This is a genomic window from Pseudomonas sp. HMSC076A11 (genome assembly GCF_001810205.1).
GTDB lineage: Bacteria > Pseudomonadota > Gammaproteobacteria > Pseudomonadales > Pseudomonadaceae > Pseudomonas > Pseudomonas aeruginosa.
Genome location: NZ_KV800316.1, coordinates 15,496 through 38,901 on the forward strand (window position 1 = coordinate 15,496; position 23,406 = coordinate 38,901).

Below are 23,406 nucleotides of genomic sequence, written 5' to 3' on the forward strand. Positions count from 1 at the left end.
TGGTGATCGAGAGCTGGCTCAACGAGCAGGCCGATGCCAGCCAGCGCGGCGCGGTGTTCGGCGGCTACATGGCGGCTTCCTACCTGGGCCTGGTGCTCGGCCAGATGATCCTGGTGGCGCATCCGCAACTGGGGCCGGAGTTGCTGATGCTGGTGGCCTTCTGTTTCGCCCTGTGCCTGGTGCCGCTGGCCCTGACCCACAAGATCCACCCCGCAGCGCTGCGCCCGGCGCCGCTCGAACCACGCTTCTTCATCCGCCGGGTGCCGCAGTCGCTGACCACCGTATTGGTCTCGGGGCTGGTGGTCGGCTCCTTCTATGGCCTGGCGCCGCTGTATGCCAACCAGTTGGGGTTGCCCAACGAGCAGGTCGGCCTGTACATGGGCGCCTGCATCTTCGCCGGGCTGCTGGTGCAGTGGCCGCTCGGCTGGCTGTCCGACCGTCGCGACCGCGCCTGGCTGATCCGCGCCTGCGCCATCCTGCTGTGCCTGTTCGCCTTGCCGCTGGCATTGTTGCAACAGATGCCGCTGGCGTTGCTGCTGGCCCTGGGAATCGCCGCGAGCATGTTGCAGTTCACCCTCTATCCGCTGGCAGTGGCCTTTTCCAACGACCATGTGGAGACCGAGCGACGGGTTTCGCTGACCGCCATGCTGCTGGTGACCTTCGGCGTCGGCGCCTGCATCGGGCCGCTGGCGGCCGGCGCGCTGATGCGGCTGTTTGGCGCTAACATGCTATATGCGTTCGTCAGCGCCTGCGCGCTGATCCTGGTCTGGCGGGTCCATCCGGAGAAGGTCAGCGGCCTGCACCGGGTCGACGACGCGCCGCTGCACCACGTGCCGACCCCGGACAACATGACCAGCTCCCCGCTGGTCGCGGCGCTCGATCCGCGGGTAGACGAACAGGCGGTGCAGGAGCAGATGGTCGATGGCGAGCCCGACGCGCCGCAGGCCGACGGTGCGACGCAGAACTGAACTCCGCTCGCCGCGGGAGCCGATAGGCAGGAGAGGTTGCGATGAGTCCGACGCTTTCCCTTCACCTGATGGTGCGCAACCTGCCGCCCGGGCAGCGGCGGCCGAAGATCGCCCAGGCCATCGGCGAGGAGAGCGCGGGACGCTTGCAGCGGGTATTGCTGGAACGCGCCCTGCGCCTGCCCGATCGCGGCTTCAGCGCCCGCATCCTCTGGTTCGACGACGATCTGGACAGCGATCTGCAGGCGCTGGCGGTGGCATTGGGCTGGAGCCTGATGAGCCAGCCGGCCGGCGACCCCGGCGAGCGCATGCGGCGTATCGCGGCGCTGGGGTTGGCGGAAAGCGAGGCGGTACTGCTGATTCGCCACGACTGCCCGGTGCTGGACGGCGACTACCTGGAAGCGGCCTGCACCGCCCTGGGCCGCCACCAGGCGGTGCTGGGGCCGGTGGAGCGGGGCGGCTACGCGCTGCTCGGCCTGACCCGGGTCGACCCGCTGTTGTTCGAGTCGATGCCCTGGGGCGGAGACCGCCTGCTGGCGCTGACCTGCGAGCGTCTCCGGCAACTGGGCTGGGAGCATCACCTGTTGCCGGCGCTCTGGGACGTCGACCGTCCCGAGGACCTGCCGCGCCTGGCGGCGCTGGGGCTGGTCCTGTGAAACTCAGAACAGTTCGTCTTTCTCGAAGCGCCGCGCTTCGCGCTGTAACTGGTAGACGAAGCGATCCACCTGACGCTGGGCGAGGCCGCTCATCTCGCTGAAGCGGACGCCGGCGAAGGTCGCGTCGAGCTTTTCGTCGAAGCGCACGTGACGCAGTTCGATCGCGCTACTGATCGCGCCCTGTGGCAGCTGGGCGCTGAAGTCTTCGTAGATCTCGCCGGGATGCAGGCGTTCGGCGACATTGCCGGCGAAGCGCAGCTTGGCGCCGGTGGCGGAGATATCCAGCAGTTGTCCGCTCAGCGGCGCGCGGAGTTTTTCCCCGGCGATTTCCGCGGCGATCGGCTGGCTCTGCTTGATGCTGGCGCGGTAGGCGTTGCGGCGCTGGTGGTAGAGCACTTCGGCGGGAAGGGCGGCCCAGTAGCAGGGGACGCCGTCGTGTTCGCCGAACTGCACCGGGCGCTCGCATTCCCAGGCGATACGCACGCCTTCGTGGAAGGCTTCGACGCGAAACGCCTCGCCGTTCTGCAGGAAACGTTCGCCGGTGTTGGGGATGAGTTCGTCCAGCGCGACCATCCCGCGGTCGCGGTCGATGTCCACCAGGAAGCTCTGGAAGCGCTGGTTGCGATCGGCAAAGGTGATCAGCAGGGAGTCGCGGCTATCCTGCAGCAGGCGCAGGTTGGCCTGGATTTCCACGGGGGCCTTGAGCACCTTCGGGGGTTGCGGCCCCGCTTCTTCGACGAACGGGTTGGGCACCTTCAATGCTCTCCTGGGGCACGAATGCCTCAATGATAGCACTGTGCCTTGATACGTGTGCTGGTCGGGTTCAGGCCTGGCTGAGCGGACGTTGCCGGCTGCTCGAGGCGGTGCCGCCGCGGCTGTCGTACAGGCTCGGGGCGTCCTGGCCGCGGAGGATGTTCAGCAGGCTGCCGGTGGAAGCCTGGTTGGCGCGGATGATCCGCCCGTTGCGCAGATTGGCCTGCTGGCAACGCTCCAGCAGTTCGCCCAGTTCGTCGCCGCGCGCCAGCAGCTCGGCGCCATCCGCGCGCTCGCGGGCATAGCGGGCAAGGCCTTCGCGGTCGAGGGAAACGCCGGCTTCGCGGAGGATTTCCGCGCGGGCCCGGCCATTTCGCTCCAGTTGCTGCATCAGTGGCTGCTTGGCCCCGAGAAGCTGTTGCAGGACCGGCAGCTCGCGCCGTTCCAGGGCCTGGAATTCTTCGTCGACCAACTGCAGGAGTTGGTTGGCGTGGCCGATATCCTCGGCGAACAGATCGAGCAGGGTAGGGGAGTCAGGCATCTCGGGCTCGGGAGTTCATTCGGCGTCCAATGTCCTCCAGCGCGTCCTTCGAGGTCAGCGCTGGGATTCGAAGTCGAGCAGCTTGCTGGCAACACGCTCGCTGTCGACCTGATAGGTGCCATCGGCGATCGCTTGCTTGATCCGGGCAACCTTATCGTTGTCGACCACCGGCAGGGTCTGCAGCTGGTCCGTGACTTTCTGCATGTTCTGGGCGGTTTCGCTGATCTGCACCGACTCGCCGCTCTTCGGAGCGGAAGTCGCGGCCTGGCCTGCCTTGTCGGCGCCAGTGGCGTCGGGGCGACCTGCGGCGGTGCTGCCGGTACGGCCGGTGGTGGCTGGCGTGCTGCCGGGATTCAGCCGGTTGAAGTCGATGACCATGGTTGTAAACCTCGAAGGTATTGGACGCTTGCCTAGCTTTTCGGCGAAGGCTTGAAAAACTTTAGGACTTATTTTCGTGCGTCGTTTCCCAGTTTAGAGAAACCCGCCGGGGTAGCGCCAGCGCTACCGGCCACGGCTTTCCCTCTACATATTCACCTCGACCGTGCCGGGTTCTATCACGCGGGCCTTGATTATCCGCTGCGAGCGCAGGTTGCGCACGCGGATCTGCTGGCCCGGGGCGCCATCGGACAGCGCCTCGCCGGGCATCTTGACGTTGATGGTGGCGGTGCGTGCGAGGATCACCACCTGGTCGCCCTTGCGCACGGCCTCGGCCTGCTCGAGGAAGACCGGCGCCAGCACCTGGTCGTTGACCACCGGTCGGCGCAGCTTCTGCCCGACGACGCGGGCCGGATCGGTCAGGTAGCCCTGGGTCAGCAGGCCGACGTCGCGCTCGACCAGGGCGATGTCGGCATCCTCCAGCACGTGCGCGCGCTTGAGTGGCTGCACCGCGACCACTACCTGGCGGAACAGTTTCACCTGCGCCGGCATGAAGATGGTCCAGGGCGCACTGCCTTCGCAACTGATGCGCACGGTGACCCTGCCGATCGGTTGTGCCGGACTTTCCTGGCTGAGCGTCAAGTCCCTGTCGCATTCGGCCAGGCGCAAGCGCGGGTCGACGCGATTGACCTGAATCTGGTAGCGCCCGTCGAGTCCGCTATTCTGCAGATATTCTTCTACCTTGAATTCAAGAAACCCCTGGGTGGAGCCGATAAGTACCTCGGGAGCGGTAAAACCCTGGGCCTGGCTGTTGTTAGCCGCGCACAGGTAGCCGAGCCCGAGCAAAACGGGTAAAAACCGTAGAGAAGTATGGCTACATGCCATTATTCGTCGAAAAACTGTCGTTGCCTGTTTCATGCAACGGGTTAAGCAATGGTCGTGCCGGAGTCCGGCACGACCGTCTGAGGGGAGCGCCAATGGCCGGTGTTTTGGATTCAGTCAACCAGCGTACGCAGTTGGTCGGACAGAACCGTCTGGAGCTGCTTCTGTTCCGCCTGGACGGCAACCAGCTCTACGGCATCAACGTGTTCAAGGTGAAAGAGGTGTTGCAGTGCCCGCGCCTGACGGTGATGCCCAAGTCCAGCCCGGTGGTGCGCGGGGTGGCGAACATCCGCGGAGGCACCATTCCGATCCTCGACCTGGCGCTGGCCACCGGCCGCCGCGGGTTGCAGGACCTGACCAACAGCTTCGCGATCATCACCGAGTACAACACCAAGGTGCAGGGCTTCCTGGTGCGCTCGGTGGAGCGCATCGTCAACATGAACTGGGAAGAGATCCATCCGCCACCCAAGGGCGCCGGCCGCGAGCATTACCTGACCGCGGTGACCCGGGTGGACAAGCAGTTGGTGGAAATCATCGACGTGGAAAAAGTGCTCGCGGAGGTCGCACCGACGTCCGAGGAAGTGTCCCACGGAGTGGTGGACGCCGAGACCCAGAGCCGCGCGGTGACCAAGCGGGTGCTGGTGGTGGACGATTCGTCGGTGGCGCGCAAGCAGGTAATCCGTTGCCTGGAGGCGGTCGGCGTGGAAATGACCGCGCTCAACGACGGGCGCCAGGCCCTGGAGTACCTGCAGAACATGCTCTCCGAGGGACGGCGTCCGGAAGACGAGCTGCTGATGCTGATCTCCGACATCGAAATGCCGGAAATGGACGGTTATACCCTGACGGCGGAAATCCGTAGCGATCCCCGCCTGCAGAAACTGCACATTCTCTTGCATACTTCGTTGTCCGGGGTCTTCAACCAGGCGATGGTGAAGAAGGTCGGTGCGGACGACTTCCTCGCCAAGTTCCGTCCGGACGATCTGGCGGCGCGGGTGGTGGAGCGGATCAAGGCGGTGGACGCGGGCTGAGCGATCGGCCCTTGACAACAATGTGAATACGGGCGACCGGCTGCGTTCCGGTCGCCCAGGGCGAAGAGGCTTATGCGTGTCGGCAGCTAATGCGGATTTCGAGTTGTTCAGGGTCTTCCTCGAGAAGACCTGCGGCATTGTGCTGGGCAGCAACAAGCAGTACCTGGTCTCGAGCCGGCTGAACAAGCTGATGGAGCAGCAGGGCATCAAGAGCCTGGGAGAGCTGGTGCAGCGCATCCAGACCCAGCGCGGCGGCCTGCGCGAGATGGTGGTGGACGCGATGACCACCAACGAGACCCTGTGGTTTCGCGATACCTACCCGTTCGAGGTGCTCAAGCAGCGGGTTCTTCCCGAACTGATCAAGGCCAACGGCGGGCAGCGCCTGCGGATCTGGTCGGCGGCCTGTTCGTCAGGCCAGGAGCCATACTCGCTGTCGATGGCCATCGACGAGTTCGAGAAGACCAACCTGGGGCAGTTGAAGGCGGGCGTGCAGATCGTCGCCACCGACCTGTCGGGGTCGATGCTCACCGCCGCCAAGGCCGGCGAATACGACACCCTGGCGATGGGCCGCGGTCTGTCCCCGGAGCGTCTGCAACGCTATTTCGACGCCAAGGGACCGGGGCGCTGGGCGGTCAAGCCGGCGATCCGCAGCCGCGTCGAGTTCCGTGCCCTGAACCTGCTGGACAGCTACGCCAGCCTCGGCAAGTTCGACATGGTGTTCTGCCGCAACGTGCTGATCTATTTCTCCGCCGAGGTGAAGCGCGACATCCTGCTGCGCATCCATGGCACGCTCAAGCCTGGCGGCTACCTGTTCCTCGGCGCCTCCGAGGCGTTGAACAACCTGCCCGACCACTACCAGATGGTGCAGTGCAGCCCGGGCATCATCTACCGGGCCAAGTAGCGCAAGGAAGCGGACCCGCGCCAGGTTGCGCCGGGGGTGACCTGGCAGCCTGGCGCGGGTCCGCTTGGGACGGGCAGGTGGGACGAGACTTTCGCCCACTGCCCAGGCTCCGAGCGCCACGCGCGGCGGCGCCGTCGCAGCCCGCTCGGCACAGGACGGCTGGCTCGGAGCGGGGCAGTTTAGGACTGCGCGATCTAGTTGTATTGACAGATATTTCTGATAGTCAGGTGATCTGGCAAGTTGCCGCTTTGCCGGGGAACTGCTTACATGATTCAAGCCTTCCCTCGATCCGCCACGCCTACCAGGAGACTTCCATGGCCATCACTGCGCTGCCCTCGGCCGATGGGCAAGAGTTGACCATCCAGATCCAGGGGCGCTTCGACTTCGGGGCCCATCAGGATTTCCGCGACGCCTACGAGCGCGTCGCGATCACTCCGCGACGCTATGTCGTCGACCTGCGCAACGCCACCTACCTGGACAGCTCGGCCCTCGGCATGCTCCTGCTGCTGCGCGACCACGCCGGCGGCGAGAACGCGCAGATCAGCCTGGCGAACTGCAGCCCGGAAGTGCGCAAGATCCTCGCCATCTCCAACTTCGAGCAGTTGTTCAAGATCAGCTGAGATGAATCCCCCGGCGGCGCGGATCGAGAGCCTGACGATTCTCATCGCCGAGGACAACGCGGCCGACCGCCTGCTGCTGTCGACCATCGTCAGCCGCCAGGGGCATCGCGTGCTGACCGCCGGCAACGGCCTGGAGGCGGTGGCGCTGTTCGAGACCGAGCGGCCGCAACTGGTCCTGATGGACGTGATGATGCCGGTGATGGATGGCTTCGAGGCTGCCCGGCGGATCAAGCAGCAGGCCGGCGAGGAGTTGGTGCCGATCATCTTCCTCACCTCCCTCAGCGAAACCGAGGCGCTGGTGCAGAGCCTGGAGGCGGGCGGCGACGACTTCCTCTCCAAGCCGTACAACCGGGTGATCCTCGAAGCCAAGATCAACGCCATGGGACGCCTGCACCTGCTGCAACGAACGGTGCTGGAGCAGCGCGACCTGATCGTCCGGCACAACGAGCACCTGCTCAACGAACAGCGGGTGGCCAAGGCGGTGTTCGACAAGGTGGCCCATTCCGGCTGCCTGAACGCCAGCAACGTGCGCTACCTGCAATCGCCCCTCGCGCTGTTCAACGGCGACCTGCTGCTGGCCGCCTACAAGCCGTCCGGCGGCATGCACGTGCTGCTCGGCGACTTCACCGGCCACGGCCTGCCGGCGGCGATCGGCGCGATGCCGCTGGCCGAGGTGTTCTACGGGATGACCGCCAAGGGCTATCCGATGGCCGACATCCTCCGCGAGATGAACGCCAAGCTGAAGCGCATCCTGCCGGTCGGCGTGTTCTGCTGCGCCACCTTGCTCAACCTGAGCTTCCAGCGCGAACTGGTGGAGGTCTGGAACGGCGGCTTGCCGGACGGCTACCTGCTGCGCGCCGCCAGCGGCGAGCGGGTCGCCCTGGTGTCCCGCCACCTGCCGCTGGGAATCCTCGAACCGGCGGCGTTCAGCGACCGTTGCGAAACCTATCCGCTGGATATCGAAGATCGGATATTCCTGTTTTCCGACGGGGTCCTCGAGGCCAGCAACAAGGCTGGCGAGATGTTCGGCGAGGCGCGGCTGCTCCAGCTGTTCGAGCGCAATCGCCAGCCGTCCGCGCTGTTCGACGAGATCCAGCGCAGCCTGGCGCAGTTCCGCGGCGCGGTGCAGGACGACGTGAGCATGCTCGAAGTGCGGCTGCAGCCGGATAGCGGCCTGCAATGCCCGCCGCTGGCGTTTTCCGATAGCGGCGTGAGCAGTCCGCTGGACTGGTCGGTGAGCTTCGAATTCCGCGCCGAAACCCTCAAGCATTTCAACCCGCTGCCCCATGTGCTGCAACTGCTGCTCGAGGTCCACGACCTGCGCGCGCGCGGCGGCGCGCTGTATACGGTGCTCGCCGAACTCTATTCGAACGCCCTGGAACATGGCGTCATCGGCCTCGATTCGACGATGAAGAGCGACGCGGCGGGATTCGCCCGCTATTACCAGGAGCGGGTCAGCCGCCTGCAGGCCTTGCGCGACGGCTACGTGCGACTGCACCTGGACCTGGCGCCGCATGGCGCGGGGGGGGCGTCTGCTGGTGCGGGTCGAGGACAGCGGCGAAGGTTTCGACGTGGAGCGCGCGCTGAATGCCGTGGAGCGCCAGGAACGCCTCTGCGGCAGGGGTTTGCGCCTGATCCGCGAATTGTCCGATCGTTGCCAGTGGTCGGCCGACGGAAAGGTGGTGTCCGTGGAGTTTTTCTGGTCGCCTCAGGCATAATCGCGCTTTCGTCGCGGTGCTCCTAATGGGTAGGGCATCGGAAGTCGACTTCAGGGAGCGATCGAATGTCCGCGCCGCATCTCGATGATCGTGTTCTGGCTTCGCTGCAGGAGGTCATGGAGGACGAATATCCGGTCCTGCTGGATACCTTCGTGCTCGACTCCGAGGAGCGCCTGCGCAGCCTGCATGCCGCCCTCCAGGCCGGCGATGCCCAGGCTTTGCGGCATACCGCACACAGCTTCAAGGGAGGCAGCAGCAACATGGGCGCGGTACTCCTCGCCGGCTACTGCAAGGAGCTGGAGGAAAGCGCCAGGCGCGGCGACCTGCAACGGGCGCCGGCGCTGATCGAACAGATGGAGCGCGAATTCGCCATCGTCCGCATCCTTTTCAAACAGGAACGTCAGCGCTATCGCTGAGGTTTTCGTCCTTTCCGGCGACAAGGTACCGGCCCGATCGAGCCTCCCTGGCGTATAATGCGCCGCTCGATTTGGAGTCCTTCATGCGCGAGCAAGCCCTACGCATCCTCAAAGACGTTTTCGGTTACGACGCCTTCCGTGGCAACCAGGCACGGATCATCGAGCGGGTAGCCGAGGGTGGCGATGCGCTGGTACTGATGCCCACCGGCGGTGGCAAGTCCCTGTGTTTCCAGGTCCCGGCGCTGCTGCGCGAAGGCCTGACGGTGGTGGTGTCGCCGCTGATCGCGCTGATGGAGGACCAGGTCGCCACCCTGGACGAACTCGGCGTGCCGGCGGTGGCGCTGAACTCCACCCTCAACCCCGAGCAGCAGCGGGACATCGCCGAGCGCCTGCAGCGTGGCGAGATCAAGCTGCTCTACCTGGCACCGGAGCGGTTGGTCCAGCCGCGCATGCTGGCCTTCCTGCAACGACTGCCGGTCGGCCTGTTCGCCATCGACGAAGCGCACTGCGTGTCGCAATGGGGCCATGACTTCCGTCCCGAATACCTGCAGCTCGGCCAGCTTGCCGAGCTGTTCCCGCAGGTGCCGCGGATCGCCCTGACCGCCACCGCGGACATGCGTACCCGCGAGGAGATGATCCAGCGCCTGCACCTGCAGAACGCCGAGCAGTTCCTCTCCAGCTTCGACCGGCCGAACATCTTCTACCGCATCGTGCCCAAGGAGCAGCCGCGCAAGCAGTTGCTCGGCTTCCTCTCCGAGCGGCGCGGCGATGCCGGCATCGTCTACTGCCTGTCGCGGAAGAAGGTCGAGGAGGTCGCGGAGTTCCTCGGCAACCAGGGCTTCCCCGCGCTGCCGTATCACGCCGGACTGTCCAACGAACTGCGTGCCCACCACCAGAAGCGCTTCCTCAACGAGGAAGGCTTGATCATGGTGGCGACCATCGCCTTCGGCATGGGCATCGACAAGCCCAACGTGCGTTTCGTCGCCCACCTCGACCTGCCCAAGAGCCTCGAGGCCTATTACCAGGAAACCGGCCGCGCCGGCCGCGATGGCCTGCCGGCCGACGCCTGGATGGCCTACGGCCTGCAGGACGTCCTGCTGCTGCGGCAGATGATGCAGAGTTCCGAGGGCGACGAGCGGCACAAGCGCGTCGAGCGGCACAAGCTGGAAGCCATGCTGGCGCTCTGCGAGGAAACCCGTTGCCGGCGCCAGGCGCTGCTGGCCTATTTCGACGAGGAGATGCCGCAGCCCTGCGGGCATTGCGACAACTGCGTGGACGGCGTGGAAACCTGGGATGCCACCGAATCCGCGCGCCAGGCGCTGTCGGCGATCTACCGCAGCGGCCAGCGCTACGGCGTCGGCCATCTGGTGGATATCCTGCTCGGCCGCGAGACCGAGAAGATCCGCAGTCTCGGCCACCAGCACCTGGCGGTGTTCGGGATCGGCAAGGGGCGTGGCGAAGACGAATGGCGGACCCTGTTCCGCCAGTTGGTCGCGCGCGGCCTGGCCGACGTCGACCTGGACGGCTTCGGCGGCCTGCGCCTGACCGAGGCCTGTCGTCCGCTGCTGCGGGGCGAGGTGCGGCTGGAGCTGCGCCGCGACCTCAAACCACAGCGCGCCAAGGGCTCCTCCAGCGGCGGCGCCAGCGCCGCCAGCCAATTGGTGCGCAGCGAAGAGCGGGAAATGTGGGAGGCCCTGCGCGCGCTGCGGCGCAAGCTGGCCGAAGAGCATTCGGTGCCGCCCTATGTGATCTTCCCCGACGCGACCCTGCTGGAAATGCTCCGCAGCCAGCCGTGCTCGCTATCCGACATGGCCCAGGTCAGCGGGGTCGGCGCGCGCAAGCTGGAGCGCTACGGCCAGGCCTTCCTCGATGTCCTCACCGACTCGCCGGCGGCGCCCGCCGCGCCGCCGCAGGACCTGCGCCACGAATTGGCCAGCCTGGCCTGTGCGGGGATGACCCCGGCGCAGATAGCCCGCCAGCTCAATTGCAGCGAGAAGAACGTCTACGCGATGCTCGCCGAGGCCATCGCCGGTCAGCAGGTGAGCCTGGAGCAGGCGCTGGATCTGCCCGAGGAACTCCTCGGCGAAATCCAGGACGCCTTCCTCGAGGAAGACGGCGAACTGCCGCCGGTGGCGGCGCTGGAGGAGCGTTTCGGCAAGCGGGTGCCGAGTGGCGTGCTGCACTGCGTACGCGCCGCCCTGCAGGTGGAACTGGAGTCGTGATATGGCCATTTGCCGGTATTTTCTGACGCCAATCTTGTGACGTCCTTCGCAAGCGTCTACTGTGACGCCAAGCCCTCCAAGAGAAGAGGTGTGCGTGACACAGAAGGACCGGTTGGACGACTCCCGTTCCAACCTCTATGCCGACCAATTGAACCGCGGTTTCCGCGGTCTGCGTTTCCTTCCCGAACTGGAGCGTGACTACCGGCGCTACATGCTGGAGGACAGCTTCGCGCTGAAACGCATCGCCCTCAGCGTCGGCATGCTCGTCTGGCTGGCGTTCATCGGCATCGACCTGCTGATCCTCGCTGGTCCCCCGCTGTGGGGCGTACTGGCGGTGCGCCTTGGCGTGTTGGTCCTGCTGCTGGTCTGCGGCTGCCTGATCATGCTGCGCCGGCACATCCAACTGATGGTGCCGCTGAGCATCGCCTGCGTCCTCGCCCTTGGCGTCGGTGCGGCGGCGGTGGTCGGCCTGGCGCACCGGGCGGATCCCGGCTATCCCTACGAAGGCCTGCTGCTGGTCAGTTTCGCCGCCTATTTCCTCGCCGGCCTGCGGTTGTCGCAGGCATTGAGCTGTGCGTTGGTGGTGCTGCTCGCCTACCTGGGTTTCGAGTGGTGGGCGGGTACCCAGGAGCCGCTGGGCAACAACCTGCTGTTCCTGCTGTTCGGTAACCTGATCGGCGCGGTCGGCTGCTACCTGCTGGAGTTCAAGTCGCGCGAGCATTTCCTCATCAGCCGCCTGTTGCGGGTGATGGCCGACCACGACAGCCTGACCGGCCTGCACAACCGGCGCAGCTTCAACCAGCACCTCGACCGCCTCTGGCGCCAGGCCCAGCGCGAACAGAAGACCCTGGCGCTGCTGCTTTGCGACGTCGACCATTTCAAGGCCTATAACGACCGCTACGGACACCAGGCTGGCGATGCGGTCTTGCAGCGCATCGGCGCGGTGTTCGAGGCGAATGCCAGGCGTCCGCTGGACATGGCGGTGCGCCTGGGCGGCGAAGAGTTCGCCCTGTTGCTGTACGGCGCCAACGAGCACGAGGCGAGGCTGCGCGCGGAAGCGCTGCGCGCACAGGTCCAGGCGCTGCGCATGGAGCACGAGGCGTCGGACACGGCGCGCGAAGTGACCCTGTCGGTCGGCGTGTCCTGCCTGTGGCCGACCCCGGGCAACGACCTGAAGCGTCTCTACGATCTCTACGAGCATGCCGATCGCGCGCTTTACGAAGCCAAGGCGTTCGGCCGCAACCAGGTGGTGGCCTGAGTCCATGGCCGATTTTGTCCCTGTGGCTGGCGCCGCCGGTGACTGCGGGACGAGGCGGCGAATGCTAGGTTCGACAGGAAAAAATGCCAGGCACGGCCGCTCTTCGCAGAGCTGCCGGCCCCACCGCGAGACGACTTCCGGACGGACCCCATGCAGCGCTTGATCCAGGCCAACGGCCAACCGCACTACGGCATCTTCCCGAGTGCCCCGCAGCACATCAATTACCGCGATTTCGACTTCCGTTCGCCGATGGGCCGGCGCGTGGGGGCCCTGGGCAAATGGCGACGCTTCCATCAGTTCCAGTACTTCGGCCTGATCAGCCCGGAGCTGATCGGCGGCTGCGCCCTGGCCCAGCTGAGCTTGCTTGGCGTCGGCTTCGTCTACCTCTACCAGCCTTCCAGCGGACGCATGCTGGAGCGGCGCTTCAAGCTGCCGCTGGGGTTCGGAACCCGGTTTTCCCAGACCCCGGACGACGGCGTCTGCGAACTGCGCCAGGGGCGCAACCTGCTACGCCTGGAGAACCGTATGGCTCACCGGGAGAAACGCCTGCTGGTGGAACTCGACGATGGCACCCGCATCGACGCCTGCTTCAGCGAGGAGGCGCCGAGCTTCCAGCCGATGTGCCTGTGTACGCCGACCGCGGTGAACGGCTGGGTCTACGCGCAGAAGGTGGCCGGCGTGCGCTGTCGCGGCGACGTGCGCAGCGCCCTCGGCGACCACGACCTGCAGGCGCTGGACGCCTTCGCCCATCACGACTGGTCGGCGGGCTACATGCGCCCGGAAACCTTCTGGAACTGGGCTTGCCTGTCCGGCGAGGCGGACGGCTTGCGGGTCGGCCTGAACCTGTCGTGCGGGGTCAACGAGACCAGCTTCACCGAGAACTGCTACTGGCTGGACGGCGAACTGCTGAAGGTCGACAGCGTGCGCTTCGACTTCGACCGCGACCAGCCGCTGCGGCCCTGGACCATCCATTCATACGATGGCCAGGTGGAGCTGCGCTTCGAGGCTCACGGCATGCATCAGGAGCGGCTGAACCTCGGTCTGCTGGCGAGCAACTTCAAGCAGATATTCGGTTGTTTCAGCGGTGTGCTGCGTCCGCGAGGTCGTACCGAGGTGAGGATCGAGCGGCTCTGGGGCTTCGTCGAGGACCAGTACGCGAAGTGGTAGACAGGGCCTGGCCTGGGCATATCGTGCGACAATTTGTCATTGTACGGGGGGAATTGGACGGGCATTATTAGCCGACTAATAATTAGTCAAATGAAATATCGGACCTCCTTTTTCCTATGGCTCAGACAGACAAGCACTATTTCGGCACCTTGCTAGCCCAGACTTCCCGTGCTTGGCGCGCTGAACTCGACCGCCGCCTCAGTCACCTCGGCCTGTCCCAGGCGCGCTGGTTGGTGTTGTTGCATCTGGCGCGCCATCGCGATTCGCCCACCCAGCGCGAGTTGGCCCAATCGGTCGGGGTCGAAGGCCCGACCCTGGCGCGGCTGCTCGACGGCCTCGAGTCCCAGGGCCTGGTACGGCGCCTGGCGGTGGCGGAGGACCGGCGGGCCAAGCACATCGTGCTGACTCCCAAGGCCGATGTGCTGATCGCCGATATCGAGGCCATCGCCGCCAGCGTTCGCAACGACGTACTGACCGGCATCGACGAGTCCGAGCAGGCGCTGTGCCAGCAGGTGCTCTTGCGAATCCTGGCGAACCTGGAAAAGCGCTGAGCACTGCGTCACGAAATTCCGCTAGAATCGCCATTTTTATGGCATCACCTCCTGGGCTTTCGTCCGAAAGCCCTCTACAGAGGTTTTCGTCGGTTTTCTGACGAAAAATCTTGACCGTTTCCACGGCATTCCTCTATTCAGTGATGGCAAAAAGCCATGTCTTGCGCCATGTGGTGCGTTCAGCCCTGTACGGGGCGAAATTCGGGCTAACGTGAAATAGATGTAGCAGTCGACCGCTGGCCGGCTGTGTGCTCGAAGTGCGGAGAAAAGAACGGAATGCCCGGTAAAGCCTTGCGTGTCATGTTGTGTGCCTGGTCGTGCCTGTTGGCCGGGCAGGCGAGCGCCCTGGGAGTGGGAGACATCACCCTGCATTCGGCGCTCAACCAGCCGCTGGATGCGGATATCGAACTGCTCGACGTCGGCGATCTCGGCGCGGACGAGATCGAGGTCCGCCTGGCGGGCGCCGACGTCTTCGCCGCGGCCGGGGTGGAACGCTTGCAGTTCCTCAACGAGCTGCGTTTCAGTCCGGTGCTCCAGGGGCGCGGTGGCAATCGCATCCATGTGTCCTCGAGCCGACCGGTGCAGGAGCCCTACCTGAATTTCCTGGTGGAGGTGGCACGCCCCAACGGCCGCATCGTCCGCGAATTCACCGTACTGCTCGATCCACTCGGTTATACGACGCGCATGCTTCCGGCCGCGCGCAGCGGGATCGAGCCGCAGCGGCAATCCTCGACGCTGGCGCCCGCGCCGCGTAGTGCCGCGGTCGTCGTAGACCCGGCACTGCTGGAGCCGGGCGACGAATACCTGGCTCGCCCCAGCGACAACCTCTGGGCCATCAGCGGACGCCTGCGTGGTGCCGGCAACGCCGATCGCGCGCAACTCATGGAGGCTCTGTACCAGCTCAATCCGCAGGCCTTCGTCAATGCCGACCGGCACCGGCTCAAGGCCGGCGCGCGCCTGCGCCTGCCGGCCGGCTACCAGCCGGAGCGAGGCGAGCCCGGCGCCGTGAAGGAGGCGGCCGTGGAAGTCCTGCCGCCAGCCGATGCCGCCGTGGTGGAAAACGCTCCGGCGGCTCTCGTCGAGGCGCAGCGCCAGGCGGATGCCGAGGCCGAGGCGTTGGCCCGGCAACGGGAGGAACTGAGCCAGCGGATGGACGATCTGCAACGCCAGTTGCAGGCCTTGCAGGAACAACTGCAGCAGCGCGATCGCCAGGTCGCCGAACTGCAACAGCAACTGGCCCGGCGCCAGGCGGTGCGGCCCGTGGCGCCGCCGCCTGCCGCGGCCGCGCCTTCGGTTGCGCAACCGGTTGAAACGCCGACGGACTCGCAGCACTGGCGCTGGATGATCGTCCTGCTGCTGGTCCTCGCTCTGCTCGGCGTGTTGCTGTTGCGTCGCCGCCGCGAAGAGGCTCCTGTCCCGGCGGTCGAACCGAAGCGCCGGGTCGCCCTGAACCTGCCGCTGCGGCGTGCGCCGCGCCCCCCGGCGGCCGCACCGGCGCCGGCAAAGGTCGAGGAACAGGCCAGGCCGCCGGTCGCCGTTCCCTCCAGCCCGCCGCCGTCTCCTCCGCCTGCTCCGGCCGCCGCTCCGCGCGCCGCCATGGCTGCGGCGGACAAGCTGGACGGCGCCGACATCTATATCGCCTACGGTCGCTACGGACAGGCCCGCGACCTGCTGCGTCAGGTACTCGCCGAGCAGCCGCAGCGCCTGAGCGCGCGGATGAAGCTGTTGCTGGTGCTGGCTGAGCTGGGCGATGCGGCCGGCTTCGACGCGCTGGCCGAGGAAACCCTGGCCAGTGGCGGCAACCCGGAGGCCATCGACGAGTTGCGCGGACGCTACCCGGCGCTGCTACAGATGCCGGCGACCGAGACGCCGGCGGCAACAACCAAGGACGACGACTGGAGCGACCTGCCGCTGGCCGAGCCGCCCGTTTTGCAGCAACCGGATGCGTCCTCGGGCGCCGACGGCTTCGGCGACCTCAACCTCGATCTCGATCTCGACTGGGGCGCCCTGGAGAATCCCCTGGACAACCCCGACCTGCCGCGCCGCGCCGCTGCCGGCAAGGCGGAACCGGCGGAGGAGCCCCTGGCGTTCGAGAGCAATCTCCATGAACTGCCGGATGTCGCCGAGTACGAACACCTCGAACTCGACCAGCCAGAGCCGGCCACGGTGCCGCCGGAGGAGGCCTCGGCCAGCCTGGACCGGGCCCGCGCCTGCATCGACAGCGGCGATCTCGACCAGGCCAGCCGCATCCTGCGCCTGGTGGTGGCGCACGGCGACCCGTGGCAGAAGGCCGAGGCGCGCGAGTTGCTGGCGCTGATCGCCTGAACTCCGCTCAGAAGTTCTGCCCGAGGTTCAGGTAGAACGCCTTGAAGTTCTCGTCGTTGATCCCGTAGCTGAAGGTCAGCGGCCCCAGCGGCGTATCGAAGCCGATCATCAGGCTGGCGGCGTTGATGTAGCCGCTGTCGTATTCGTTGTCGTTGTTCCAGATGCGTCCGCGCTCGATGCTGCCGCCCAGGTACAGCGGGAAGTCCAGCGGCAGGAAGGAACGTTCGGTGAGGCGCCGGTAATAGACGATCCGTCCCAGGCTGTAGTTCTGCCCGGACAGCGCGTCGCGGCGGAAGCCCGACAGCTCGCGGGCGCCGCCGAGGGTGAAGCTGGAGGTGACCACCTCGGCGTCGTCCAGGGTGCGCCCGTAGCCGCCGCCGAACACCCAGGTGTCGGCGCCGAAGCTGAGCGCCTTGTTCAGCCGCAGGTCCCACTGCCGGTAGCTGTCGTCCGAGCCGAGGGACTTGTCGTAGCGGCGCATGGTCAGGCCGATCTCCTCGCCCTCGTGGGGGAAATTGACGTCGTCGACGGTATCGAACGAGTACTTCAGTTCGTAGTAGCCCTCGGTGAAGTCGATGTCCGGCAGGCTCGGGTCGCCGATGCGCACGTCGGCCTTGCCGTAGGCCTGCACCGCGCCCAGGCGGATTTCGCCGTTGTTGGCGATCTGCCGGCCGACGTTGAGGCCGTAGCCGTAGCGCTCCAGGCGATAGCGCAGCAGCGGGTCGTTGTCCTCGGTGACGTCGACGTTCTGTGCCTCGTGGAACAGGAAGGGCGCGACGAAGTAGCGCGAGCCGACGTCGAGCGGCTGGTAGAACTCGCTGTAGAGTTCCTGGCGGTCGCCGAGCTGGACCCGGGACAGCCACTCGGCGCCGAGCCGGTTGAGGCCGTTCATGCGGTAGCTGCCGCCGAGGTTGAAGGTGCTTTCGCCGCGCATGTCGTCGGACAGGTTGAGGCCCAGGCGAAGGAAGTCGGTGCCGCCTTTCTTGCCGGTGGCGTGGATCACCAGGGTGTTGAGCTTCTTCTCCTTGACCACCCGGTACTGCACCTGGTCGAAGTAGTCGAGGCCGTAGAGGGTGCTCATGTCGTCCTGCAGGCGGCCGAGGTCGAGGCGCGTGCCGAGCGGCTGGCGGATGTAGTGGCGGATCACCTCGTCGCTGACCTTCGAGTTGTTCTCCACGCGGATCGCGTCGATCACCGGCTTGCGCTGGTTCGGCGTGCGCGCCACGTCGAGCGCTTCGCTGTTGAGGTCCTTCGGCTTGCGCAACTCGGCGAGGCGCGCGGCGAGCACCGTGGTGGCGCGGTAGCCGGCGTCGATCAGTTGTGGCACGCGGCCGAAGTCGGTGGTGCCGTAGCCGGACAGCGGCGGCTGGATCAGCACGTCGCCGGGCTTGAGCGTGGCCAGCTGGGCTTCGGAGTTCTTCCGGGTCATCAGGGTGATCGACTGGTTCATCACGTCGAGCACGGTGCTCAGGTCCTTGCGGTCGCGCAGCGGGTTGCCGATGTCGACCACGATCACCACGTCCACGCCCATGTCGCGCGCCACGTCCACCGGGATGTTGTCGACCATGCCACCATCCACCAGCAGCCTGCCGTCGATCTCCACCGGGGCGAACACGGCGGGGATCGACATGCTGGCGCGGATCGCCTGGGGCAGGTGGCCCTTGCGGAACACCACTTTCTCGCCGGTTGCGATATCGGTGGAGACGGCGCGGAAGGGGATCGCCAGCTTGTCGAAGTCGCGGTTGTCGCTGGTGTGCACCAGCAGGCTTTCCAGCACCATCGCCAGGTTCTGGCCCTGGATCACCCCCAGCGGCAGGCCGAGGGTGCCGTCGTCGCGGAAGCTGATCTTCTGCTTGACCAGGAAGTCGCGGTCGTCCTGCTTGCGCCGGAACGGCACGTCCTTGCGCGGCGGCGCGTCGGACAGCGCCTGCTGCCAGTCCATCTCCAGGGCGATGCGCTCCAGTTCGGCGGGGGTGTAGCCGGAGGCGTACAGGCCGCCGACCACCGCGCCCATGCTGGTGCCGGCGATGGCGTCGATCTGGATGCCCTGTTCGTCGAGGGCCTTGAGCACGCCGATATGGGCCAGGCCGCGGGCGGCACCGCCGGAGAGGACCAGACCGATCTTCGGCCGGGCCTCCGCGGCGAGGGCAGACAGGGGAAGCAGGAGCAGCAGTACGAGCAGCAGGCGGCGCATGAGAACGATCCGGAGCCGGGTGAAAAGGCGGCTATTATAGGCGCGACCGTTTCCCCTGAGCCGCCGACATGCCCACCGCCAAGCCCGAAATCGTCATCACCTATTGCACCCAGTGCCAGTGGCTGCTGCGTGCCGCCTGGCTGGCCCAGGAACTGCTCAGCACCTTCGCCGACGATCTCGGAAAAGTCTGCCTGGAGCCCGGAACCGGCGGCGTCTTCCGCATCACCTGCGACGGCGTGCAGGTCTGGGAGCGCAAGGCCGACGGCGGCTTCCCCGAGGCCAAGGCGCTCAAGCAGCGGGTTCGTGACCGCATCGACCCGCAACGCGACCTCGGTCACAACGATCGTCCTTCCCGCTGAACCGCTGCCGTCCGCCCATGGCTTGTTGCAGGTCAACGGGCGGCACGGCGCATAGGCATAGCCTGGGGGCATTCATCCTGTCGAAGGGAGTGCCCATGAGCATCATCGTCACCGGCGCCGCCGGCTTCATCGGCAGCAATCTGCTGCAGGCGCTGAACCGGCGCGGCGAGACCGACATCATCGCGGTGGACGATCTCACCGACGGCGAGCAGTTTCGCAACCTGGCGGACGCCGATATCGCCGACTACCTGGACCAGAACGACTTCCTCGAGCGTTACGCCCGCGGCGACTTCGGCACGGTCCGCGCGCTGTTCCACCAGGGCGCCTGCGCCAGCACCCTGGAAAGCAATGGCCGCTACATGATGGAGAACAACTACCGCTACAGTTGCCGCCTGCTGGAAAGCAGCCTGGAACTCGGCGTGCCGTTCCTCTACGCCTCGTCGGCGGCGGTCTACGGCGCCGGCCGGACCTTCCGCGAGGCGCGCCAGTACGAGCGGCCGCTGAACGTCTACGGCTATTCCAAGTTCCTCTTCGACCAGCGTGTGCGGCGGGCGCTGCCGCAGGCGCGCAGCCAGGTGGTCGGCCTGCGTTACTTCAACGTCTACGGGCCGCGCGAGGAACACAAGGGGCGGATGGCCTCGGTGGCCTACCACTGCTACCAGCAATTGCGCCGCGACGGGCGGGTCGAACTGTTCGGCGAACACGGCGGCTTCCCGCCCGGCGGCCACCTGCGCGACTTCGTCGCGGTGGAGGACGTGGCGCGGGTAAACCTGCATTTCTTCGACCATCCGCAGCGTTCGGGAATCTTCAACCTCGGCAGCGGCCAGGCACGGACCTTCAACGAGGTCGCCCTGGCGGTGATCAATAGCGTCCGCGCCAACGCCGACCAGCCGCCCCTGTCGCTGCAACAGGCCGTGGAAAGCGGCCTGCTCGGCTACCGCGAGTTCCCCGAGTCGCTGCGGGCGCGCTACCAGAGCCATACCTGCGCCGACCTGGAGCTGCTGCGCGAGGCGGGCTACCGCGACGATTTCCAGAGCCTGGAAGAGGGCGTCGCCGGCTACTGCCGCTGGCTGGCGCGCAGCGCCTGAGGGATCCTGCTCAGCGGCCCAGCGCCCCGCCTACCGGGGCGCGGGCGAAGCGCAGCTCCGGCAGCAGGGTCAGCAGCGCCAGTACTCCGAGGGCCGCGCCGACCCAGAGCGCGCCCTGCAGGCCGAATCCGCCGGCGATGCCCAGGCCGCCGATCCAGGAACCGGCCATCACGCCGAGCATGATGCAGGCAGTGTGCACCGAGTTGACCAGCATGTTGTTATGGCCGACCCGTGCGCCGCGGGTCACCAGCGCCGGGTTCATCGACACCCCGGTCAGGCCGATCACCACCAGCGCCGCCACCGCCACCGCCGGAACCTGTCCGAACAGGGCGAAGGCCACCATCGCGGCGATGGCCGCCAGCAGGCCGAAGGCCAGGACCGCTATGGTATGGCGGTCGGCCAGGCGGCCGACGATGTTGTTGCCCACCAGCGTCGCCAGGCCGTAGACCACCAGCAGCAGCGGTACGGTCGAGGCGGAGAAGCCGCTGACCTCGGTGAGGATCGGCACGAAATAGGTGAAGCCGGCGAAGGTGGCGCCGATCAGCAGCAGGCTGGTGGCGTAGACCCACCATAGATGGGCGTTCCTGAACACCTTCAGTTCCTCGCGCAGCGAGCCGCTGCCCGCCGACCCCGGGATCGCCGGCATCAGCTGCAACACCAGCAGGCCGACCAGCACCGCCACCAGCGCCACCGCGAAGAAGCTCGCGCGCCAGCCGTACCATTCGCCCAGCCAGGTGGCGACGGGCAGGCCGAGCACGGTGCCGACCATCAGGCCACCGAGCACCAGCGACGACGCGCGGCCGAACTGGTTGCCTTCGACCAGTTCGGCGCAGGCGGTCAGCGCCACGCCGAAGAAGGCCGCGGCGGCGACCGCGGTGACCAGTCGCGCCGCGACCATCACCGCATAGCCCGGCGCCAGGGCGCCGATGACCTGGCCGACCACGAACAGCGCGATCAGGCCGAGCAGGGCGTTCTTGCGCGGCACGCGGAGCAGGGCGGTGGTCAACAGCGGGCCGCCGACGGCCATCGCACCGGCGTAGAAGGTGACCAGGTAGCCGATCGCGGCGAAGGACACGCCGAATTCGGCGGCCAGCGCCGGCATCAGCCCGGCGACCATGTATTCGCTGGTGGTCAGGGCGAAGATCGCGGCACCGAGCACGTAGACAATCAAAGGCATGTTTCCAGCTCCCGAGCGGTTCAGACGACGATGAAGCGAGCCACGGCGACCTGCCCGTGCCGTGGCCGCGCGATGAATGCACGACGGTGACTCATGCCGCCGACGAACCGAAGCCCTGGTCGGCGCCTTCGGGCAGCACCGTCACGCAGTGGGCGAACAGGTTCGAAGCGCTGCGCACCACGGTCAGCCCGCACTCGGCGAGCAGGGCGTGGAGGCAGGCGCGTGAATACGAGCGCGAGTAGAAGCCGTCGCTGCCGGTGAACACGGTGCCGTCGTCCCGCGTGTGCAACTCCAGGCCCTGCACCCCGCAACGGCGGTAGTAGCTCTGGCGGACGCGGGTGGCCTCGGCGCTGTCGCCGAACACCGAGACCACCGCCGCCACGCTGCGCTCGGCGAGGGAGTCGAGCAGCCGTTTCGGCTCGCGGAAGTTGCCCAGCAGGTTGAACGGCAGCAGGTACAGCGCGCGCGAGCCGACCGAGGCACCGCGCCTGGTGTGGTTGAGGATGTCGTCGACCACCGTGTCCGCGCGATCGCTCATGCCCTCGCGCTCGATCCGCGTGCGCAGCGTCTCGATCGCCCGCTGGTCGAGGTCGACGCCGAGATAGCGGGCATTGAGCAGGCGCGCGATTTCCAGCGCCCGGCCGTCGTAGCAGCCTAGCTCGACCAGTGCGTCGCAGCGCAGGTAGGCCATCGCCTCGAAGGTCATCAGGCTTTCCATTTGCAACAACGGCAGCACGTCGTCCGGAAAGTTGGCCAGGGTCATTATCGTCCTCGGTCCGAACTCCAGCTCGTAGAAAGCCGACTCCCGATGCGTCCCGATCGTGAGATCCATGTTCTGACTCACCTCTTCCTCCAGCGAATCTCGCTCTGGTGTTGGTTGATCGAAGGCGATGCGCGTTCCCATGTCCCGGCACCGCCTTCGCCTGGCAGAGAAGTGACGGAACGCCGGCGTTCGCTGGCCTCAGGCGGCGCGGTGCTTCTCGACCAGCTGGAACAGTTCGTCCACCGTTTCCAGCAGGTCGAGTTCGTCGTCGACCCCGGTGACGCCGAACTCCTTGCGCAGCTTCAGCGACAGCTCGCTGACCACCAGCGAATCGAAAGCCAGGTCTTCCATCCTGCTGTCCCGGCTGATTTCCTCCTTCGGCACGCCGCTGGCGACGCTGAGCACGGTGAGGAGATGGTCTTCCATGTCGTTGGGCATTGTTCTTCCCTCTTCAGTCCATTGTCGGAACGATCTTCGGCCAGCGCAGGGCGACCGAACCCCAGGTCAGTCCGGCACCGAAACCGGTGAGGACCATGTTGCCGCCGTCGCGCAGGATGCCTTGGCGCAGGCCGTGGGCCAGGGCCAGGGGAATCGAGGCGGCGACGGTATTGCCCACCTCGGCGATGTTGCTCACCACTCGCTCGACGGGAAGGTCGAGCTGGTCGGCGACCGCCGCGAGAATGCGTGTGTTGGCCTGGTGCGGGACCAGGTGATGGAGGTCCGAAGCTTGCCAGCCGACCCGGTCGAGCACCCGCCGCACCGAGTCGCTCATCTGCGTCACCGCCTGGCCGAACACTGCCTTGCCGTCCATCCGGAAGTAGTTGGAGGCCTGTCCGGAACTGCGTTCGGCGCGACTGACGGCGGGGGTCATCAGCAGGTCGAACTGGTGGCCGTCGCTGCCGAGGTCGAAGGCCAGCAGCGCGCCTTCTTCCTCGGCATCGCCGGCACGCAGCACCACCGCTCCGGCGCCGTCGCCGAACAGTGCGCGGGTCGAGCGATCGGCGGGGTCGAGGGTATGGCTGAAAGTGTCCACCCCGACCAGCAGCGCGCTGTCCGCCAGCCCGGCGCTGATCAGCGAGCCGACGCTGGCCAGGCCGTAGACGAAGCCGGTGCAGGCGGCGGACAGGTCGAACGCGAGCGCGCCGACCAACCCCAGGCGCGCCGCGACCCTGGGCGCGGTGGCCGGGCAGCAGAAGTCGCCGGTGCTGGTTGCCAGCACCACCGCATCGACTCGCTCCAGCCCCGCCGAGGCGAGCGCGGCGGAGGCCGCCCGCAGGGCCAGGTCGCCGCTGCCGAGGTCGCCGGCGATATGCCGCTGGCGCACGCCGGTGCGGCTGCTGATCCAGGCGTCGGAAGTGTCCAGCTCGGCGGCGAGCATGTCGTTGCTGAGCACGGCCTCGGGCAGGTAGCTGCCCAGGCCGCAGACCACGGCGGCGCGCGGCATGGC

23 protein-coding genes and 1 pseudogene are annotated in these 23,406 nt (G+C 66.7%); 15 read left to right on the forward strand and 9 right to left on the reverse strand.

Annotated elements, in window-relative coordinates; genetic code table 11:
* A partial coding sequence (locus tag HMPREF2716_RS22285) for an MFS transporter (protein ID WP_070622008.1) occupies window positions 1–968 on the forward strand: 968 nt, incomplete at its 5' end.
* A 41-nt stretch (window positions 969–1,009) separates the two neighbouring features.
* Entirely contained in the window at window positions 1,010–1,621 is a 612-nt protein-coding gene (locus tag HMPREF2716_RS22290; RefSeq protein ID WP_003113134.1) for a TIGR04282 family arsenosugar biosynthesis glycosyltransferase, read from the forward strand.
* Window positions 1,622–1,624: 3 nt separating this feature from the next.
* Here the strand turns inward: HMPREF2716_RS22290 and flgZ are convergent, their stop codons facing one another.
* The 4 genes from flgZ to flgA form a co-directional block, all read right to left on the reverse strand.
* The gene (flgZ, locus tag HMPREF2716_RS22295; protein WP_003119635.1) at window positions 1,625–2,416 is read right to left on the reverse strand and encodes a flagellar brake protein FlgZ; all 792 of its coding nucleotides are present in this window, start codon (window positions 2,414–2,416) and stop codon (window positions 1,625–1,627) included.
* Between the two features lie 28 nt (window positions 2,417–2,444).
* Window positions 2,445–2,915 (reverse strand): flagella synthesis protein FlgN, encoded by a 471-nt coding sequence (locus HMPREF2716_RS22300; RefSeq protein WP_003113135.1) that lies wholly within the window; start codon window positions 2,913–2,915, stop codon window positions 2,445–2,447.
* A 54-nt stretch (window positions 2,916–2,969) separates the two neighbouring features.
* Complete coding sequence (gene flgM, locus HMPREF2716_RS22305; protein ID WP_003098742.1) at window positions 2,970–3,293, reverse strand: flagellar biosynthesis anti-sigma factor FlgM; 324 nt, start codon at window positions 3,291–3,293, stop codon at window positions 2,970–2,972.
* Window positions 3,294–3,437: 144 nt separating this feature from the next.
* Window positions 3,438–4,136: a flagellar basal body P-ring formation chaperone FlgA gene (gene flgA, locus HMPREF2716_RS22310; RefSeq protein ID WP_003098745.1), complete on the reverse strand. Its 699-nt coding sequence runs from the start codon at window positions 4,134–4,136 to the stop codon at window positions 3,438–3,440.
* Window positions 4,137–4,267: 131 nt separating this feature from the next.
* Between flgA and HMPREF2716_RS22315 the strand changes: the two genes are divergently transcribed.
* The 11 genes and pseudogenes from HMPREF2716_RS22315 to HMPREF2716_RS22360 all read left to right on the forward strand — a co-directional run bounded on the left by HMPREF2716_RS22315 (window position 4,268) and on the right by HMPREF2716_RS22360 (window position 16,378).
* Window positions 4,268–5,200 (forward strand): chemotaxis protein CheV, encoded by a 933-nt coding sequence (locus HMPREF2716_RS22315; protein ID WP_003098747.1) that lies wholly within the window; start codon window positions 4,268–4,270, stop codon window positions 5,198–5,200.
* A 76-nt stretch (window positions 5,201–5,276) separates the two neighbouring features.
* Window positions 5,277–6,101 (forward strand): protein-glutamate O-methyltransferase CheR, encoded by an 825-nt coding sequence (cheR, locus tag HMPREF2716_RS22320; RefSeq protein WP_003091728.1) that lies wholly within the window; start codon window positions 5,277–5,279, stop codon window positions 6,099–6,101.
* A 314-nt stretch (window positions 6,102–6,415) separates the two neighbouring features.
* The gene (gene hsbA / locus HMPREF2716_RS22325; RefSeq protein WP_003091727.1) at window positions 6,416–6,721 is read left to right on the forward strand and encodes an anti-anti sigma factor HsbA; all 306 of its coding nucleotides are present in this window, start codon (window positions 6,416–6,418) and stop codon (window positions 6,719–6,721) included.
* A 1-nt stretch (window position 6,722) separates the two neighbouring features.
* Window positions 6,723–7,820 (forward strand): annotated as a pseudogene (gene hsbR / locus HMPREF2716_RS30075) (two-component system response regulator HsbR); the annotation flags it as partial.
* A gap of 340 nt (window positions 7,821–8,160) precedes the next feature.
* Window positions 8,161–8,439, forward strand: a complete 279-nt coding sequence (locus HMPREF2716_RS30080; protein ID WP_371915114.1) for an ATP-binding protein — start codon at window positions 8,161–8,163, stop codon at window positions 8,437–8,439.
* Window positions 8,440–8,504: 65 nt separating this feature from the next.
* Window positions 8,505–8,855: a two-component system sensor histidine kinase HtpB gene (htpB, locus tag HMPREF2716_RS22335; protein WP_003091725.1), complete on the forward strand. Its 351-nt coding sequence runs from the start codon at window positions 8,505–8,507 to the stop codon at window positions 8,853–8,855.
* A gap of 83 nt (window positions 8,856–8,938) precedes the next feature.
* Window positions 8,939–11,077 carry a DNA helicase RecQ gene (gene recQ, locus HMPREF2716_RS22340; RefSeq protein ID WP_003122414.1) on the forward strand — a complete coding sequence of 713 codons (2,139 nt, stop codon included), beginning with the start codon at window positions 8,939–8,941 and terminating at the stop codon, window positions 11,075–11,077.
* An 88-nt stretch (window positions 11,078–11,165) separates the two neighbouring features.
* On the forward strand, window positions 11,166–12,335 hold the full coding sequence (locus HMPREF2716_RS22345; protein ID WP_003119637.1) for a GGDEF domain-containing protein: 1,170 nt from the start codon (window positions 11,166–11,168) through the stop codon (window positions 12,333–12,335).
* 150 nt (window positions 12,336–12,485) lie between these two features.
* A complete protein-coding gene (locus HMPREF2716_RS22350) occupies window positions 12,486–13,502 on the forward strand; it encodes a DUF2804 domain-containing protein (protein WP_003122415.1) in 1,017 nt (338 codons plus the stop codon).
* A gap of 116 nt (window positions 13,503–13,618) precedes the next feature.
* Complete coding sequence (locus HMPREF2716_RS22355; RefSeq protein ID WP_003091721.1) at window positions 13,619–14,053, forward strand: MarR family transcriptional regulator; 435 nt, start codon at window positions 13,619–13,621, stop codon at window positions 14,051–14,053.
* 276 nt (window positions 14,054–14,329) lie between these two features.
* Window positions 14,330–16,378 (forward strand): motility hub landmark protein FimV, encoded by a 2,049-nt coding sequence (locus tag HMPREF2716_RS22360; protein WP_031687372.1) that lies wholly within the window; start codon window positions 14,330–14,332, stop codon window positions 16,376–16,378.
* A gap of 7 nt (window positions 16,379–16,385) precedes the next feature.
* On the opposite strand, the gene plpD is transcribed toward HMPREF2716_RS22360, so the two are convergent.
* Window positions 16,386–18,572 (reverse strand): patatin-like phospholipase PlpD, encoded by a 2,187-nt coding sequence (plpD, locus tag HMPREF2716_RS22365; protein ID WP_023517855.1) that lies wholly within the window; start codon window positions 18,570–18,572, stop codon window positions 16,386–16,388.
* Between the two features lie 68 nt (window positions 18,573–18,640).
* Here plpD and HMPREF2716_RS22370 point away from each other — a divergent pair, with 68 nt between their 5' ends.
* Both HMPREF2716_RS22370 and rfaD read left to right on the forward strand, forming a co-directional pair.
* Entirely contained in the window at window positions 18,641–18,931 is a 291-nt protein-coding gene (locus HMPREF2716_RS22370; RefSeq protein WP_003091717.1) for an Rdx family protein, read from the forward strand.
* A gap of 95 nt (window positions 18,932–19,026) precedes the next feature.
* Complete coding sequence (gene rfaD / locus HMPREF2716_RS22375; RefSeq protein ID WP_003106207.1) at window positions 19,027–20,019, forward strand: ADP-glyceromanno-heptose 6-epimerase; 993 nt, start codon at window positions 19,027–19,029, stop codon at window positions 20,017–20,019.
* A 10-nt stretch (window positions 20,020–20,029) separates the two neighbouring features.
* Here the strand turns inward: rfaD and HMPREF2716_RS22380 are convergent, their stop codons facing one another.
* The 4 genes from HMPREF2716_RS22380 to HMPREF2716_RS22395 all read right to left on the reverse strand — a co-directional run bounded on the left by HMPREF2716_RS22380 (window position 20,030) and on the right by HMPREF2716_RS22395 (window position 23,403).
* Window positions 20,030–21,196 carry an MFS transporter gene (locus HMPREF2716_RS22380; protein ID WP_003106206.1) on the reverse strand — a complete coding sequence of 389 codons (1,167 nt, stop codon included), beginning with the start codon at window positions 21,194–21,196 and terminating at the stop codon, window positions 20,030–20,032.
* 91 nt (window positions 21,197–21,287) lie between these two features.
* Window positions 21,288–22,040: an SAM-dependent methyltransferase gene (locus HMPREF2716_RS22385; RefSeq protein WP_003119643.1), complete on the reverse strand. Its 753-nt coding sequence runs from the start codon at window positions 22,038–22,040 to the stop codon at window positions 21,288–21,290.
* Window positions 22,041–22,157: 117 nt separating this feature from the next.
* The gene (locus tag HMPREF2716_RS22390; RefSeq protein WP_003106204.1) at window positions 22,158–22,397 is read right to left on the reverse strand and encodes an acyl carrier protein Acp3; all 240 of its coding nucleotides are present in this window, start codon (window positions 22,395–22,397) and stop codon (window positions 22,158–22,160) included.
* A gap of 13 nt (window positions 22,398–22,410) precedes the next feature.
* Window positions 22,411–23,403 (reverse strand): beta-ketoacyl-ACP synthase III, encoded by a 993-nt coding sequence (locus HMPREF2716_RS22395; RefSeq protein WP_003091712.1) that lies wholly within the window; start codon window positions 23,401–23,403, stop codon window positions 22,411–22,413.
* Window positions 23,404–23,406 lie beyond the last annotated feature (3 nt).